Below are 15,909 nucleotides of genomic sequence, written 5' to 3'. Positions count from 1 at the left end.
CCCCAGACGTTAAGATGGTGATGTGAATAACGAAAATTTGACTCAAGAAGAAGCAGCCCTGCGTGCTTCCCTCATTGCAATTGACAGTTACGACGTCCACGTCGACCTCACCAACGCTGGTGAAGAATTCGAAACCTACCCCGTGGCCACCACCGTCCGGTTCACAGCTGAGCCCGGTTCGACCACCTTCATCGACTACATCCACCAATCCATTGACTCCGTCAAACTCAACGGCGAGCGCCTCCCCCTTGACCAGGTGGTTGAGGGCTCCCGTATTGCTCTGCCGGGTTTGCAGGCGGAGAATACTCTTACTATCAAGGGCCGGTCGTACTTTAGTCGGTCGGGTGAGGGTTTGCACCGGTATGTTGATCCGGCTGATGGCAGGGTTTATTTGTATACCCAGTATGAGCCTGCTGATTGTCGGCGGGTTTTTCCGTGTTTTGAGCAGCCTGATTTGAAGGCTGTGTTCAACTTCCGTATTACGGCTCCGAAGAGTTGGGTGGTGAGCTCTAACGGTGAGTTGGAGCGGGAGATTGATGATCCGTCTGATGCGTCGATTTCTAAGCGGGTGTTTAGGCCGACGGCGCGTATTTCGACTTATATCACTTGTATTGTTGCGGGTGAGTATTTTGCGGCTTTTGATACTTATACCCCGGCGTCTGCTGTGAATTCTGGGCCTGTTCCGCTGGTTGCCTATTGCCGTCAGTCCCTCAAAGAACATTTTGACTACCAGAATATTTTTGCTGTGACCAAGCAGGGCCTGGATTTCTTCCAGGACCTCTTTGATTATGCTTACCCCTACCCCAAGTATGAGCAGGCTTTTGTGCCGGAGTACAACCTGGGGGCGATGGAGAACCCGGGTTTGGTGACGTTTACTGAGGGTTATATTTATGTGGCTGGGGCTGATGAGTCGCAGTTGGAGAGCCGGGCTAATGTGATTTGCCACGAGATGAGTCACATGTGGTTTGGTGATCTTGTGACGATGAAGTGGTGGAATGACTTGTGGCTCAAGGAGTCTTTTGCTGACTTCATGGGGCATTTGGGTGCTGCTGAGGCGAATGGTTTTAAGGACGCCTGGGTCACCTTTGCGAATTCGCGGAAGGCTTGGGCTTACCGTCAGGATCAGTTGCCGACGACTCACCCGATTGTTGCTGATATTCCCCACCTTGAGGCTGCCCGTCAGAATTTTGACGGTATTACTTACGCTAAGGGTGCGAGTGCCCTGAAGCAGCTGGTTGCCTATGTTGGGTTTGATCAGTTTGTTGAGGCTGCGCGGGTGTACTTTAAGCGTTTTGCTTGGGGTAATACGACCTTGGATGATTTCTTGGGTGTGCTTGATGAGGTTTCTGATCGGGATGTGCGTACCTGGGCTGAGGCCTGGTTGCAGACGAGTGGTTTGTCTGAGTTGTCGTGTGAGCGTGTAGCTGGTGCTGATGGTTCGGTGCAGTTGGTGGTTCGTCAGCAGCTGCCTGTGGGTGTTCCTGCTGAGTTGGGGCGTCCGCATGTGTTGAAGATTGCCCTGTTTGTTTCTGAGGGTGGGCGTCTGGTGCCTACGGGTGTGGTGTCTGCTGATATTCCTGTGGGTCAGAATGAGGTGGTGGTTGAGTTGACTGAGCAGGAGCGGGCTCTTGTGGCTGCTGCTGATCTGGTTTTGCTCAATGCTGAGGATTTGACCTATGCCAAGGTTGCTTTGACTGAGGATTCCGGTTTGGCTTTGGCTTTGTCTCAGGTGTCGACGATTCAGGATTCTTTGTCTCGTGGCTTGGTGTGGGGTGCCTTGTGGAACATGGTGCGTGATGGCCGTCTTGAGGGGTCACGTTTTGTTCAGGCGGTTGGGTTGGCTGCGGCGCAGGAGAAGTCTGCGACCTTGCTGTCTAACCTGCTGGATCAGGCTCAGGCTGTGATTAGTTTGTATACCCCGGAGGGTCAGCGGGAGTTCTTGTGGGATTCCTTGTTTACTGCTGTGTCGCAGGCTTTGGAGTCTGCTGAGGCTGGTAGTGATGAGCAGTTGATTATGGTGCGGGCTTTGCTTGCTGTGTCTGCTCATTCGGCTTTGGGTCTTGAGTTTGCTCAGGAGGTTGCTCGTGGTGCTCGGGAGGATGTTGTTGGTTTCTTGCCGGGTGCGGACGGGGTGAAGTTCAGTCAGACTTTGGGGTGGAAGGCTCTGGGGGCTTTGGCTGTGCAGGATCAGGTGGGCTTGGAAGATCTTGAGCTTGCGCGGGCTTTCCGTCCGTCGGCGACGGCTGAGCGCGGGTTTGCTTTTGCTCAGGCTGCTTTCCCGACGGCTGAGGCTAAGGGAGCTGCCTGGCAGGCTGTGACCGAGGATCAGGCCCTGTCGAATGAGTTGTTGACTGCTACGGCTTCGGGTTTCCAGCATGGGCCTGAGTCTCTGCGTCGGGAGTACCGTACAGCCTATTTTGACTTGTTGGCTCCTACCTGGGCTGAGCGTTCTGGTGGTATGGCGACGCGGGTGATTCGGGGGTTGTACCCGAATGTTGAGTTAGCTGAGGGTTCTGTGGGTGAGCACCCGGTTGTTCTTGCCACCCAGGCCTGGCTTGATGCGCACCAGGATGCCCCCTCTGCCTTGCGCCGGTTGGTGATTGAGCTGCTGGATGATGCCCAGCGTATCCTTCGCGCCCAGGAAGCTAATCTTCAAGCAGGTTAGGCCGGTAACGAGAGGTTGATTACCTCCTCTTAGGTGTCTACCTCAAAATAAGGGAAGAAAGCCGGTTTTGGGTCGTTAGTGTGCGAACCAAAACCGGCTTTTCGTGAGAAGCTATAAAGAGTAAGTTTTGCCGTCAAAAGGAGCAGGCTGTGGCCGACTATGTGCTGGGCGATCGTGGCAGCGTCACCATCATCACCGATGATTTCTATGATGCCGAGATTCTTCAAATTTTTGAGGAGCTACACATTGATCGCGAAAAGGTGTGGCACGGTGAGGCCCATCTTGTGCCTGAGCCTGATAACCCCTATCAGCCTAATGCGATTGCCGTGTACGTTGATGATCTGAAGGTGGGGCGTTTTTCTCCTGAGTCTTCTGCAGCCTATTGGGGCCCGGTAACCCGGGTTGTGGCCTCTGGCTACTCCCCTGTTGCCCAGTTGCAGCTCTCGGCTGTTCTTCGTGGTTCGACCGGTGAGACCCATATTGAAAGTAGCGGGGTGCTTTCTTTGAGCGCTCCGGGGTCTCTTTTCCCCCTCAATAACGCCCCAACCCAGGCAACCTTGCTGCCCCAGGGGCCGTCCATGAAGGTGCTGGACGAGAAAAACCACTCTGAGTATCTGCATTCCATCCTGCCTCCTTCGGGTGAAGGCCGGGTTATTCTGAGCCTTGAAAATAATCAGATTAAGCTGGCGGACGGCCGTGTGGTTGACTCCGTGGATGTCCTCCATGACCGTAAGGTGGTGGGGCGGCTTTCCACCCAGATTTCTGAGCAGCTAGCACCTGTTATTCGCTACGCCTATGACCACCACAAGTTGACCAGCGCCTGGGGCACTATTCGTGGTAATGCCTTTGAGCTTTCCCTGACTGTTCAGGCTGTTCGCGCAGCTGATATTCCTAGCGACTGGTTCCAGGAGCTGCCCAACTACCTGCCCGAGCTCCTGGCTCCTGCTGCCTCCTACGATGTTCCTGATGCCTATGTTGCAACTGAAGGAGAAAATCTTCGGGGTTCAGCCCCCAAGAAGAAGCGCACCCTGCTTCCGACCCGGGCCGGTTCCCCAGCCCCGTCGGCAGACCCAGCTGATCAGGCCGACGTCGCTGACGGCGCTGAAATCCACCAGCCTGCCTCCCTTGGCCTTCAAAGGATTTCGGTGCTCCTTGGCATTGCTGGGGGCTTGATTCTTGCGATTGGTCTAGTCACTATTTTCTACAAGCCCATGCTCGGTATTCTGTGCGTGGTGCTGGGCGCCTCGGTGGCTTTTGCAGCCCTTTTCTTTGGTAGGGACAACTCCTACACAGAAGAAGAGGTCTCTGAAGACCCCTTAGAAAACTAACCGCTTATCTGTTGCGGGGGTGCCCACCTAGCACCCCCGCTTTTTTGTGCCCAGGCTGCCGGGCGAGAAGGGTGTGTGAGGGCAAAGAAGCAGGGCAGGCTACCTAAAAGGTAACCTGCCCTGTGGAATAACCTGCCCTAGTTGGGCCCTCCCCTTGCTGTTCTTAGTCGGCGCCGTAGGTTGCCACGAAGTTACTCATGGTTCCGGTCTGAAGCGCCTGGGACATAGCCCCAGTAGCTGCAGAATCAAGCACCACAATGGACTGGCCATTCCAGGACCAGCCGGTACCGGCATTAGGCAGGGTCATGGTAACCAGCTGGGTGTTGCCGTTCGCCAGAACAGGCTGGGCAATACCAACAATCTGGCTGGGAGTCAGGCCTGAATCTACACTCATGTAGGGGGCAACAGACTGAATGACGGGCAGCAGGCTTGCTGCAGAAGACATTGCACCTTGCGAACGCAGCTTGGAGTAGACGCCACGGATGAAGGCCCGCTGGTTGATCACGCGCTGGTAGTCACCGTTAGAGAAGGTGTAACGCTCACGCACAAAAGCCAAAGCCTGGGTGCCATTCATGGAATTGACACCCGCTGAGAAGGTGTAGGGAGTAGCGCCGGAGGTCGTGAAACCAACGGGGACCTTGACGTCCACCCCGCCGAGGGTGTCCACCAGGGCTTTGAAGCCCTCAAAATCAATTTCAGCAACGTGGTCCATGCGGATGCCCAAAAGCTGCTCAATCGTGGCAACCTGCAGGGCGACACCACCGTAGTTGAGGGCGGCGTTTACCTTGGCAGAGCCGTAGCCGGGGATATTGACCCAGGTATCACGCATGATTGAAATCAGGTAGGCAGCTGACCCATCAGCAGGAATATGCAGAACCATGATGGAGTCAGCGCGAGCTCCACTCACCCGGGCAGCTGCTGCACCTGAACGCTGGTCAGAGCCCAGCAGCAGGATGTCGGTGGATGCGGCGTCCACCGGACGGGAAGTTACCTGGCCGCCGGATACAGCGTCCAGAATACCGTCGCCGTTGGTGTCATCTTCAGTAATGTTGGCTTCGAGGCTGACCTCAGGAGTCTCTTCGTTCTGAATTTCCTCGGTGACCGCAACGTTCTCTTCAACGAGTTTCTTCAGTTCTTCTTCACCGACGGGATCGACCGTTGCAACAGTGCCATCCTCATTAGGCATGGCGTTTTCAATGGTCTGGGCCTGATTCCAGGCGCTGTTGAGCATGAAGAGGTAGCCGCCAGCTCCCAGCAGGGCAACGAGCACCAGGGACAGTACAATCCACAGGAACGGCTTACGACGTTTCTTTTGGGGTTCTGCAGGGGTAGTTGACATGGTTCCTTCCTCCGGCTAAAGGTGTTTTTCTGCGGCTCTGTGGGCGTCAGGGAGCGCAGGATTCGAGTGCAATTAGGTCAATTCTAGTTCTATAGGACACAAAACACCCCGGTTTGGGTGAGAAGTCACTCAAACCGGGGTGTGATATTTCGCGACTACCGTGAAGATTAAGCGGTAGTGCGTGAGCAAGAAAGACTAGGCCTTCTTGCCACCGAAGCCTGCGAAGCGAGCGTTGAAGCGCTCAACACGGCCGGCGGCGTCCATGATGCGCTGCTTGCCGGTGTAGAAGGGGTGTGAAGCTGAGGAGATTTCAACTTCTACGAGGGGGTACTCGTTGCCGTCTTCCCACTTTTCGGTCTTCTGAGAAGTCATGGTTGACTTGGTCAGGAAGGTCTCGCCTGAAGCGAGGTCGCGGAAGAGAACGTAGTTGTATTCAGGGTGGATGCCAGCCTGCATAATATTTTTACCTTCTTCGTGCCCTGGATTTTGCCAGTGCATATCTTGTTGCTACCGGGGCGGGTGCCGACCGGTGGTTGCGGTTTACAACCGAGGGTCTACTCTACCATCTTTACCCCGGTTTATGGGCGGGGGCAGGACGGCGGTTCGGTTAGCTTCTTCACTCAATAGACTCGTTCCCTGGGCCGGGTGGGCCTATCGGGGCCGGGTTTCCCAGAAGGCAACGGCTGAGGCGGCCGCTACGTTCAAGGAATCTACCCCGTGGCTCATGGGGATCATGACGGTGTGTTGGGTGGCTGCCAGCGTGGACTTGGCCAGTCCGTGCCCCTCGGTTCCTAGGATCAGGGCCAGCTTCTCGTCCTTGCGGTCTGCTAGTTCGGTGAGGCTCAGGGAGTCTTCCTCCAGGGCTAGGGCGGCGGTGGTGAAACCGGCTGCGTGGAGGGTGTCGAGGGCGCCGGGCCAGGAGTCAAGCCGGGCCCAGGGCACCTGGAAGACGGTTCCCATGGAGACGCGGATGGATCTACGGTAGAGCGGGTCGGCACAGCGCGGGGTCACCAGCACCAGGTCAACATCCAGGGCAGCTGCCGAGCGGAAGATAGCCCCAACGTTGGTGTGGTCCACGATGTCTTCTAGGATCGCGACGCGCCGCACTCCCTCAAGTAGGGTCTGCAAGGGGGCGGGCTCGGGCCGGGCCATGGCGGCCAGGGCCCCGCGGTGCAGGGCAAACCCGGTGACCTGCTCCAGCTCATCCTCACTACCCACATAGGCGGGCACCTCGGGGTGCTCCTGCAGTACGTCAATGAGGTCGTCGGCCCATTTTTCACTCATGAGAAAGGAGAGGGGCCGGTGCCCGGCGGCGAGCGCCCGGCGGATCACCTTGGAGGATTCTGCGATGTAGATTCCCCATTCGGGTTCTTTGATAGAACGCAGTTTGACGTCAGTGAGGTGGGTGTAGAAGCGGGTGGCTTCGCTCGGGGCTGTGCTGAGCGGGCGGGTGTTGGGCAGGGCGGTGACGCGGGCTGAGCGTTCTGCGATTTGCTCTGCGGTGAGTTGTTTGGGTTTCATGCGCGGGTGTTAGCGGGCGAAGGCTGAGTAGCGGCCTGACTCGTGAATGGTGAGGTCGAGATCGAGGCCGTAGGTAGCTGAGACGTTGGCCTGGGTGAGGGTTTCTTCGATGGGGCCTGCTGCTACAATTTCGCCGTTGCGCAGGAGCAGGGCATGGGTGAAGCCTGCGGGGATTTCTTCGAGGTGGTGGGTGACCAGGATAGTGGCAGGCGCGTAGGGGTCGAGAGCCAGGTGGGTCAGTCGCTTGACCAGATCTTCCCGCCCGGCAATATCCATACCAGCACCGGGTTCATCGAGAATCAGCAGTTCGGGGTCGGTCATGAGGGCGCGGGCGATCAGTACGCGCTTTTTTTCGCCTTCGGAGAGGGTGCCGAAGGGGCGGTCGGCCAGGTGGGCTACTCCCCAGGCGTCGAGGAGGGCTAGTCCCTGGTTGTCGTCGAAGGAGTCGTATTCTTCGTTCCAGCGGCCGGCGACGCCGTAGGCTGCGGTGATGACGACGTTGAGGGCGGTTTCGTTGGCGGGGATTTGGGCGGCGACGGGGGCGGATGAGAGGCCGATGCGGGGGCGGAGTTCGAAGACGTCGACGGCGCCGAGGATTTCGTCGAGGATGTCGACTTCGCCACGGGTGGGGTGCAGGCGGGCTGAGGCGATGGAGAGGAGGGTGGTCTTGCCCGCGCCGTTGGGGCCAAGGACGACCCAGCGTTCGCCTTCTTCTACCTGCCAGGTGATGTTGTGGATGAGGTTCTTGCCACCACGGGTGACGGTGACCTTGTTGAATTCAAGAACTGATGCCATGGTTCACAACTTTAGTACGTTTTGGGGTGTGGTGCCTAGTTCTTGTGGTCTGGTGGGCAGGTGCCGGAGGTGGGCTTTTCAGCTGGCGGGAAGCTGGGGTGGCGGGTGTGCGTGTTGGGCTCTGGTAGGGCGGTAGCTGGGGGCTGGAGCCCTAGAATTGGGGGTATGAGTGTTTCTGTGAATATTGTTGCTATTTCTCGTGATGACGCCCCGGAGCTGGCTTCTGAGGAGCAGCTGGTTGCTGCCTTACAGGCGGTTGAGGGTTTGGTGCTTGAGTCGGGTCTTTTGATGGAGGTTCCCGCTTCTCACGTAGAGCGGGAGGCTGAGGGCCCAGCCTATACGGTCTATATTGCTGCGGCTTCGTGGGAGCGCGGTGGTGTTGAGGACGCCCGGGGTGCCGTGGGTCTGTTAGATGGGCCGGGTGCGCTGGGCTTTGACCTGAATGTGGTTCCTGCTGAGCTGGCTCATGATGAGAAGAAGCTGCTCATTATGGATGTTGACTCTACCCTGATTCGCCAGGAGGTCATTGACGAGCTGGCTGCTGCGGCAGGTCGTGGCGCTGAGGTTGCTGAGGTGACTGAGCGGGCCATGCGCGGGGAGCTGGATTTTGAGGCGTCCCTACGCGAGCGCGTAGCTGCCCTGGCTGGTTTGGATGAGTCGGTAATTGGGGAGGTGGCCTCTAAGGTTCTTCTCTCCCCTGGTGCCACCCAGCTGGTTGAGGTTTTCCTGGCTGCCGGGCATGAGGTTTGTGTGGTCTCGGGCGGGTTTGTGCAGGTTCTTTCCCCGCTGGCAGACTACCTGAATCTTTCTAAGGCGCGGGCTAACGTCCTTGATATAACTGACGGCAAGCTGACCGGTCAGGTCTCTGGCCGGGTCATTACCGGGGAGGTGAAGAAGGAGTCCCTGCAGGAGTGGGCCCGTGAGTTCGGTATTAAGCCCTCCCAAACCATTGCCGTGGGCGATGGCGCCAACGATATCCTCATGATTCTTGAGGCGGAGCTGGGTGTTGCTTTCAAGGCCAAGCCTGCCCTGCGTGAGGTGGCCGACGCCCAGATTAACACCCTGCGCCTGGACGCTGTGCGCCACTTCGCTGGGCTCTAGCAGAGGTTAGGGCTCACCAGCCCGTGGGTACGCAGAAAGGACGCTTGTAGTTACCTACCAGCGTCCTTTCTGCTTTTGCGAGAGCACCCCTTCCTTTGGACCATAATCAGCTCAAAAATCCCCTTAAAATGGCCTGTTTTTGAGCTGGTTGTGGTCCAAAGTTTCGGTGGCTACTTGATGAAGCCGCCTGCGCCGCCGACCAGCTCGATGTGGCCGGTTTCGACCTCGGCAGTTACCATTGCGGCAACCTCCTGGGCGAACTCGTTGACGGTGTAGAGTTTGCCAGCTTCTTCGCGGCGGGCCTCAATGGCGCCGGGGTGTAGGCGGTTGAGCAGGGCCGCGGTGACGGTACCTTCAATCATGTCTGCGGAGACAACCACCAGGGAGATACCCTTTTCGGTGAGGACGGGGATTTCTGCTAGCAGGGCGTCCTCCCCGGCACGCTTGGACTCAGCAACCGGCTTGTACTCGGGCATGGTCTCTACTTCGCGGATGAAGTGGGCCTGGTGGCTGGTTACGAAGACGATGCGGCCGCCCTCGGGCATTTTCTCGGCGGCCAGGCGGGCCAGGCGCAGCTGGGAGTCGCGGTTGAGCACCATGGCGTAGTCGTCGGGCATGCCGGCTTCCATGCCGCCAGAGGCGTTGAGAATGAGGTAGTCCAGGGAGCCGAAGTTCTCGATGGCAGCCTCTACCAGGGCGGCAGCGTCCTCGGCCTTGGTGACATCGCCCTGGACAGCAACGGCCTTGCCGCCGGCTTCTTCAATGGCGGCAACAACCTTGGTGGCGCGGGGTGCCTTGGAGCGGTAGTTGACGATAATGTTGGCCCCCTGGGCGGCAAGGATCTGGGCGGTATCTGCGCCCACTCCGCGGGAGGAACCGGTGATGATAATGGTCTTGTTCTGAAGTGACATATCTAAGATCTTTCGTGAGCTAATTTTCAGGGTGAGTGAGTGAGCGAGGGGGTGTGACCCCGCCAGCCAGCGCGTGGATCGGGCCTGGCGATGAATTTCGACGAGCGCCCCGCGCGAGGAGAAAGAACGGTTGCGCGGCGGCGGGAGTCATACCCCCGCTCAGGCGTACACAGCAGCCTGGGAAGGTGTGTTGCCCCGTCCGCTGGCTCTGGGATGAAGTGCCCGGGTGCGAGCGCGCGAGCACACAGGAGGGCACGGAATGTGATTCCCCTTAGTGCCCCATACCCAGACCACCGTCGACGGGATGGAGTGCCCGGGTGCGAGCGCGCGAGCACTCAAGAGGGCACGGAATATGATTCCCGTTAATGTCCCATACCCAGACCACCGTCTACGGGAATCACGGCACCTGAGATGTACCCTGCGGCGTCGGAGGCGAGGAAGAGGGCTACGTCGGCGATTTCTTTGGGTTCGGCGAAGCGGCGGGCGGGGATGGAGTCGGTGTATTGCTTTTTGAGGTCGTCGGAGAGGGCGTCGGTCATGTCGGTTTTGATGAAGCCGGGGGCGATGACGTTGGCGGTGATGTTGCGGGCGCCGAGTTCGCGGGTGATGGAGCGGGCCATGCCGACGAGGCCTGCCTTGGAGGCGGAGTAGTTGACTTGGCCGGGGTTGCCGTAGAGGCCAACAACGGAGGAGATGAAGATGATGCGGCCGCCCTTGTTTTTGAGTAGGCCCTTGGTGGCGCGTTGGGCGACGCGGAAGGCGCCGGTGAGGTTTGTGTCGATGACGGAGGTGAAGTCGTCTTCTTTCATGCGCATGAGCAGGGTGTCTTTGGTGATGCCTGCGTTAGCGATGACGACGCCGACGGGGCCGAATTCTGCTTCGACGGCGGTGAAGGCTGCGTCGATGGAGGCTGAGTCGGTGACGTCTGCTTTGACGGCGAAGAAGTCGGCGGGGGGTTCGCCGCTACGGTAGGTGATGGCGACGTTGTAGCCGGCTTTTTTGAATTCGGTGGCGATGGCGTAGCCGATGCCTCGGTTGCCGCCGGTGATGAGTACGGTGGGGTTGGTCATTGTTTCACCTTGTTGTGGGGTTTTGGTTCTGTTCTATCTTACGCTCTTGAGAAATTTGTGGGGGTTTGTTCAAGTAGTAGCGTGTTATTTGACCTGGCTGGTTTGGTTAGTGTGGTGGGGTGGTGGGGGTTGGGTCGGGGGTAAACTGGTGGGGTGAGTGTGTGCCTGGGTCGAGGAGGTTTCCGGTGGCGCAGAAGTATTGGACGGCTGAGGATTTGCAAGCTGCCGGGTATTCATCGGGTGAGCCTGATGTTTTTGAGATTACGGGGGCGTCTGAGCGTCAGTCTGCGGGTGTGAATTCCCGGGCCAAGGTGTATGCGTTGAAGATGCTCTTGCGTGTCTTGTGTATTGTTGCTGCGGTGCTGTCTGATGGTGTGTGGCAGTGGATTTTTATTGCTGGTGCTGTTGTGTTCCCCTGGTCTGCTGTGGTGGTTGCTAATGGTAATGCACGGCAGGGTGGTGGTTCCTTTACCTCCATGTTGCCGCCTGAGCAGCAAGTTGCGATTGAGGCGGCGCAGGCTGAGCGGGTGGCTCGGTCTGAGGCTTCGCGGGGCCAGGACGGCGGTGGCTCGGCCGATGGGGGCCAGGCTGCTGGGTCTGAGGAGGCTCCTGATGCTTTCTTAGATGGGGAGCCAGTGATTATTGAGGGTGAAGTGGTGTTTGATGAGGCTGGTAAGGAGTAGCTGGTGGATATATTAGGTTCTTTGAATCAGAGCCCGGCTGATGCTGGCCAGGGACCTGGGTTTGTGAAGTGTAGCCGCAAGGGCTGCCAGGCTGAGGCACAGTTTGAGGTGCTGTGGAATAACCCCAAGATCCATACACCTGAGCGGCGCAAGAGCTGGGCGGCGTGTGAGGAGCATGTTCAGTATTTGCAGGATTTTGTGGTGGCTCGTGGTTTCTGGAAGGATACAGTGGCTTTGGCCTAGGTGGTGTGTGTGAAGAAGTATGGTTTTTTGCTGTCGGGCAAATGGCTGGGGATTTTTGCCCTGACCGTTGCCGCTTCTCTGGTGTGCTTGTATTTGGCGAGCTGGCAGATGGGGCGGAAGGAAGCTCTTGATTTTTCGAATGAGCGGATTAGTTTGAACTATGATGCTACTCCCCTGGCCTTGTCTGAGAACCCTGATGTGTTTTCGTCCTCTCGGGCGGATTTGCGGTGGCACCCGGTGACGATGACGGGCACCTACCTGCCCGAGTACCAGTATTTGGTGCGGAATCGCCCCTATAAGGGTTTGAATGGGTATGAGGTTTTGGTACCTTTCCAGACCGACCAGGGCCAGGTTGTGGTGGTGGACCGGGGCTGGATGGAGGCTGCCTTTGGGGATGCTGGTGCAACAGCCCGTCAGGTCCCGGCCCCTCCTGCCGGTCAGGTAACAGTGACTGTGCGCCTGGTGGAGGGTGAGATCGATACGGGCTCATCCCCCCTGAGCGGTCAGGTATCTAGTATTGACCTGCCGGAGCTGAAGGAGCTAACCGGCCTTGATCTTGCTACTGCCCAGTACGGGGTGCTGGCCTCTGAAAGCCCGGCACCGGCGTCCGCACCGGTGGCCAAAGATAAGCCAGAAGAGGATTACGGGCCTAATCTTTCCTACTCGGTGCAGTGGTATTGCTTTGCCATCATGTTCTATGTTGCCTTCTTCTGGTCTGCCCGGCAAAAGGTTCGCAATGACGAGCTGGACGCCCAGGTAGCCGCTGAGCTCATGGCCTACTATGGTCAGTTCTACGATGAGGACGGCACCTATATTGGCGATGAGGACGAAGAGATTGTGCGGCGGCGCATGGAGTTCGTAGACGATATGCCAGCCCACATGAAGTCCATTGTGCGGCCCAAGCTACCCAAACGGGGTAAGCAGCTGACCGATGAAGAGATTGAGGACGCCCTCATCGATGGGCACATCTACCGTTAGCCTCTGTGATTGAGATAGAACATGCTCCCCTCCACCTGTTCAGGTGGAGGGGAGCATTTCTTTCGCTTTTCGCTGTGCTACTGGGTTTGTTCTACTTCGTGGGTGAAGACGACCCCGTTATCAGTGAAGTGGTCGATCATGGCCAGGGAATAGACGTCATAGCCGCGCTCGCGGAACTCCTGGCCACCGCCCTGGAAGACCTTTTCGATGGCGATTCCGTAGCCGACCACCGTCGCCCCGCCCTGTTCGCAGAGGTGGGTGAGGCCGTGCAGGGCCTGGCCGTTGGCGAGGAAGTCATCAATAATGAGAACCCGGTCTTCTGGGGTGACGAACCGTTTATCGATGCGGATGTCGTATTCGATTTTCTTGGTGTAGGAGAAGACCGTGGAGTGGTAGGTGTCGGTGGAAAGCGTCTTGGAGGAAATCTTCTTGGCAAAGACCATGGGCACGCCCAGGTGGAGGGCGGTGGTCATGGCCATGGAGATTCCGGAGACTTCGAGGGTCAGGACGCGGGTGATTCCGGCGTCCTTGAAGTGCTCGGCGAAGTCACGGCCCATCTCCATCATGAGGGCTGGGTCGACCTGGTGGTTGAGGAATTGGTCTACTTTGAGGATGTTGCCGGGCAGGATTCGGCCGTCGCGGCGGATCCGGTCTTCGAGGAGTTTCATGCGTTTGTCTTCTTTCGGTCCGTGAGCAGGACGTTGAGTAGGAGGGCTGCTAGGGTGCCCGTGGAGATTCCGGAGGAGAGGATCATCTGCAGGGCTGAGGGCAGGGAGGCGAGCATGTCGGGGCGGACGGTGACGCCAATGCCGAGGGCCAGGGAGATGGAGACGATCAGCAGTTCCCGGTCACCGAGTTCGATGGAGGCCAGGGTCTTGATACCCTGGGCGGCCACCAGGCCGAACATGATGACGCCTGCCCCGCCGAGGACGGGTTGGGGCATGACGGAGATCAGGGCGGAGAGTTTGGGGAAGACGCCGAGGGCGACCAGGATGATACCGGCCAGGATCATGACGCGACGGGAGGCTACCTTGGTGAGGGTAATGAGGCCGACATTCTGGGAGAAGGCGGTGTTGGGCCCTGCGCCGAAGACACCGGCAAGGGCTGAGCCAACGCCGTCCGCTAGGACGCCACCGGAGACCTGCTTGTCGGTAACCTTCGTCTGGCCTGCCTGCCCGATGGCCATCATGATGCCAACGGTGCCAATCACAGAGACGATGTAGGCAGGAATAAAGGCCAGGGTTGAGGCCAGGTCGAAGTGGAATCCGTAGGCAAAAATATTGGGCAGGGCGAACCAGGCGGCATCTGAGACAACCGAGAGGTCAACCAGGCCCAGGGGAATACAGATGAGGTAGCCTGCCACCATGCCGATAAAGACGGCTGCGGTTTTGAAGATACCGCGCCCGTAGTGGTTAAGGGCTAGGGTCAGGGCCATGACGCCGAAGGCGATAGTGAGGTTTTGCAAGGAGCCGTAGGTATCTGAGCCGACGCCACCTGCGGCCCAGTCCATAGAAACAGGCAGCAGGGTGATACCGATGAGGGCAACGACGGTGCCAGTGATCAGGGGCGGGAAGAAGCGCATGAGCGGTTTGATGAACCGGGAAAGCACAATCTCAACCAGGGAGGCGCTGATGGTAGCCGCCACGATTCCGGCCATGCCGAATTGGGAGCCGACGGCGATGGTGGGGTTGACGAAGGTGAAGTCGGTGCCCATCATGCCGGGGACGCGGGCGCCGATAGGCCCGATACCTCGGGATTGGATGATGGTGGCTAGACCGGCGACGAAGATGGAGGCGCTGACAATCAGGGAGGTTTGGGCGACGTTGAAGCCCAGGGCGTTGGCAACGACCAGGGGCACAGCGATAATACCGGCGAAAGCGGCCAGGATGTGTTGTAGCGCCAGGAGGACGGAGGTGCCCGCAGGCGGGGTGTCGTCGATCCGGTAGAGCATGGTGTTTGAAGTTTCGGCAGGGGCCTGGTCTTCAGGCCCGTGAGTACGTTGGTTCAAACCAGTTTCTTTCAGTATGAAGTTGTGTATGGGAAGGAGTGCCGTTACAGTGTGGTTCTTCAAAAGGGCACAGTTCCAGTGTAGCCGGACAGGTGTACCCGCGAGGCGATCGAGGGGTGGTAGGGGGCTCACACCCCCAGCAATAGAACATATATTCGATTACTGTGCTAGGGTATTAGGTGCCTACGACCAGCAGTGTGATACGAGGATGATTGACCATGATGGGGTATTCCCATTCAGTGAGTGCGGCCGCCGCCTGGCTGGCTCTCAACGAAGCCGGAGTGGTAGGGATTGAAGATCCCACCACCCTGGCAGTAACGACGCTGGCGGCAGCAGGGGCGGGCATGTTCCCTGATGTCGACCACCCCAAGGGGACGATTGCCCACTCCATTCCGCCCATCAGCGGCTGGGTAGCCCGGATCGTTGCAGCACTTTCAGGCGGCCACCGCAAGGGAACCCACTCCCTGGTTGGCCTGGCAGCCTTTTGGGCTCTGGCCTTTTTTGCCGACCGCCTCACCTACGCAGGGATTCCCATCCTTGCCCTGGCCCTCGCAGCCTTTGCTGGCGGCCTAGCCCTTCGTACCTTCAAGGCCCCTGGCGGCTGGGCCGGTGCCGTCCTGATGGTTCTGGCAGTCTGGAGCACCGACTCCCTCGCCCACATGCCCTGGGCTATTTTGACCGGCGTTGCAACCCACCTTCTGGGGGACGCCTTAACCACACGCGGCATCAATCCCTTGTGGCCCCTGACCCTCAAGCCCCTCGTCCCGTCCAAGCTCTGGCGCAAGAGCGGTTACATGGCCCTACCTATTCTCGGCGACGCAGGAAGCACCAGGGAAAAAATCCTCACCCTGGGCCTCACCTGCTACATAATCCTCTTTGCACTCGCAGCCCTGGGGTTCACCCAGACTTACCCAGCCCAGCTCCCAGCCCTGCTAGCCACAACTTTCTAAACCGCTTTGACAGGGACAATAAAGGAGCCAGGTGCTTTCATGCACCTGGCTCCTTGTGTAATCACCCTTTATCACTTCATGTAGTCACTCATGAAAGGCGGGCGGAAGGAAAACTTTTTGTTTTTCGCCTCAGCGAAGAAGGGTCTTAGTCTTCGGTCCAGTAAACGTCGACCTCTACGCCTTCTTCTGCAGCGATTTCAGGGTAACGTACGTCGTGTGATTCCAGCATAGAATCATCCTTTCTTCTACACCCAACGTCGGTGTTGGGTCTCGAGGTTCAGTTCAACCGTGAACTGCTTTCTGTTCAACCGTGGATA

14 protein-coding genes are annotated in these 15,909 nt (G+C 58.2%); 6 read left to right on the top strand and 8 right to left on the bottom strand.

The window, feature by feature from the left end; translation table 11 throughout:
- Positions 1-22: 22 nt before the first annotated feature.
- Together pepN and L7A15_RS09735 are read left to right on the top strand one after the other, a co-directional pair.
- Complete coding sequence (pepN, locus tag L7A15_RS09740) at positions 23-2,665, top strand: aminopeptidase N (RefSeq protein ID WP_237208845.1); 2,643 nt, start codon at positions 23-25, stop codon at positions 2,663-2,665.
- 149 nt (positions 2,666-2,814) lie between these two features.
- Positions 2,815-3,993: a hypothetical protein gene (locus L7A15_RS09735; RefSeq protein WP_237208844.1), complete on the top strand. Its 1,179-nt coding sequence runs from the start codon at positions 2,815-2,817 to the stop codon at positions 3,991-3,993.
- 163 nt (positions 3,994-4,156) lie between these two features.
- On the opposite strand, the gene L7A15_RS09730 is transcribed toward L7A15_RS09735, so the two are convergent.
- The 4 genes from L7A15_RS09730 to L7A15_RS09715 all read right to left on the bottom strand — a co-directional run bounded on the left by L7A15_RS09730 (position 4,157) and on the right by L7A15_RS09715 (position 7,648).
- Positions 4,157-5,332 carry an LCP family protein gene (locus tag L7A15_RS09730; protein ID WP_237208843.1) on the bottom strand — a complete coding sequence of 392 codons (1,176 nt, stop codon included), beginning with the start codon at positions 5,330-5,332 and terminating at the stop codon, positions 4,157-4,159.
- Positions 5,333-5,527: 195 nt separating this feature from the next.
- Positions 5,528-5,788: a type B 50S ribosomal protein L31 gene (locus L7A15_RS09725; RefSeq protein ID WP_237189067.1), complete on the bottom strand. Its 261-nt coding sequence runs from the start codon at positions 5,786-5,788 to the stop codon at positions 5,528-5,530.
- A 195-nt stretch (positions 5,789-5,983) separates the two neighbouring features.
- Entirely contained in the window at positions 5,984-6,853 is an 870-nt protein-coding gene (locus L7A15_RS09720; RefSeq protein WP_237208842.1) for a TrmH family RNA methyltransferase, read from the bottom strand.
- Between the two features lie 9 nt (positions 6,854-6,862).
- The gene (locus L7A15_RS09715) at positions 6,863-7,648 is read right to left on the bottom strand and encodes an ABC transporter ATP-binding protein (protein ID WP_237200856.1); all 786 of its coding nucleotides are present in this window, start codon (positions 7,646-7,648) and stop codon (positions 6,863-6,865) included.
- Positions 7,649-7,813: 165 nt separating this feature from the next.
- Here L7A15_RS09715 and serB point away from each other — a divergent pair, with 165 nt between their 5' ends.
- Positions 7,814-8,749, top strand: coding sequence for a phosphoserine phosphatase SerB (gene serB, locus L7A15_RS09710; protein WP_237212476.1), 936 nt, complete (start codon positions 7,814-7,816; stop codon positions 8,747-8,749).
- Positions 8,750-8,919: 170 nt separating this feature from the next.
- Here the strand turns inward: serB and L7A15_RS09705 are convergent, their stop codons facing one another.
- Together L7A15_RS09705 and L7A15_RS09700 are read right to left on the bottom strand one after the other, a co-directional pair.
- Positions 8,920-9,660 (bottom strand): SDR family oxidoreductase, encoded by a 741-nt coding sequence (locus L7A15_RS09705; protein ID WP_237212475.1) that lies wholly within the window; start codon positions 9,658-9,660, stop codon positions 8,920-8,922.
- 362 nt (positions 9,661-10,022) lie between these two features.
- Entirely contained in the window at positions 10,023-10,730 is a 708-nt protein-coding gene (locus L7A15_RS09700; protein ID WP_237212474.1) for a beta-ketoacyl-ACP reductase, read from the bottom strand.
- Positions 10,731-10,915: 185 nt separating this feature from the next.
- On the opposite strand from L7A15_RS09700, the gene L7A15_RS09695 reads away from it, so the two are divergent.
- Both L7A15_RS09695 and L7A15_RS09685 read left to right on the top strand, forming a co-directional pair.
- Positions 10,916-11,413, top strand: coding sequence for a DUF3099 domain-containing protein (locus L7A15_RS09695; protein ID WP_237212473.1), 498 nt, complete (start codon positions 10,916-10,918; stop codon positions 11,411-11,413).
- A gap of 252 nt (positions 11,414-11,665) precedes the next feature.
- Positions 11,666-12,634, top strand: a complete 969-nt coding sequence (locus L7A15_RS09685; RefSeq protein ID WP_237208836.1) for an SURF1 family protein — start codon at positions 11,666-11,668, stop codon at positions 12,632-12,634.
- A 77-nt stretch (positions 12,635-12,711) separates the two neighbouring features.
- Here the strand turns inward: L7A15_RS09685 and L7A15_RS09680 are convergent, their stop codons facing one another.
- Positions 12,712-13,302, bottom strand: coding sequence for a xanthine phosphoribosyltransferase (locus L7A15_RS09680; RefSeq protein ID WP_237208835.1), 591 nt, complete (start codon positions 13,300-13,302; stop codon positions 12,712-12,714).
- The gene (locus tag L7A15_RS09675; protein WP_237208834.1) at positions 13,299-14,642 is read right to left on the bottom strand and encodes a nucleobase:cation symporter-2 family protein; all 1,344 of its coding nucleotides are present in this window, start codon (positions 14,640-14,642) and stop codon (positions 13,299-13,301) included. The genes L7A15_RS09680 and L7A15_RS09675 overlap by 4 nt, the downstream gene beginning before the upstream one ends.
- A gap of 218 nt (positions 14,643-14,860) precedes the next feature.
- Between L7A15_RS09675 and L7A15_RS09670 the strand changes: the two genes are divergently transcribed.
- Positions 14,861-15,592, top strand: coding sequence for a metal-dependent hydrolase (locus tag L7A15_RS09670; RefSeq protein ID WP_237208833.1), 732 nt, complete (start codon positions 14,861-14,863; stop codon positions 15,590-15,592).
- The last annotated feature ends 317 nt before the right edge of the window (positions 15,593-15,909 follow it).

Origin of the sequence: Rothia nasimurium, from assembly GCF_928391935.1 — a bacterium.
GTDB lineage: Bacteria > Actinomycetota > Actinomycetes > Actinomycetales > Micrococcaceae > Rothia > Rothia nasimurium_D.
The sequence above is the reverse complement of the archived record's forward strand: the minus strand, read 5'-3'. Positions and strand labels throughout refer to the sequence as shown.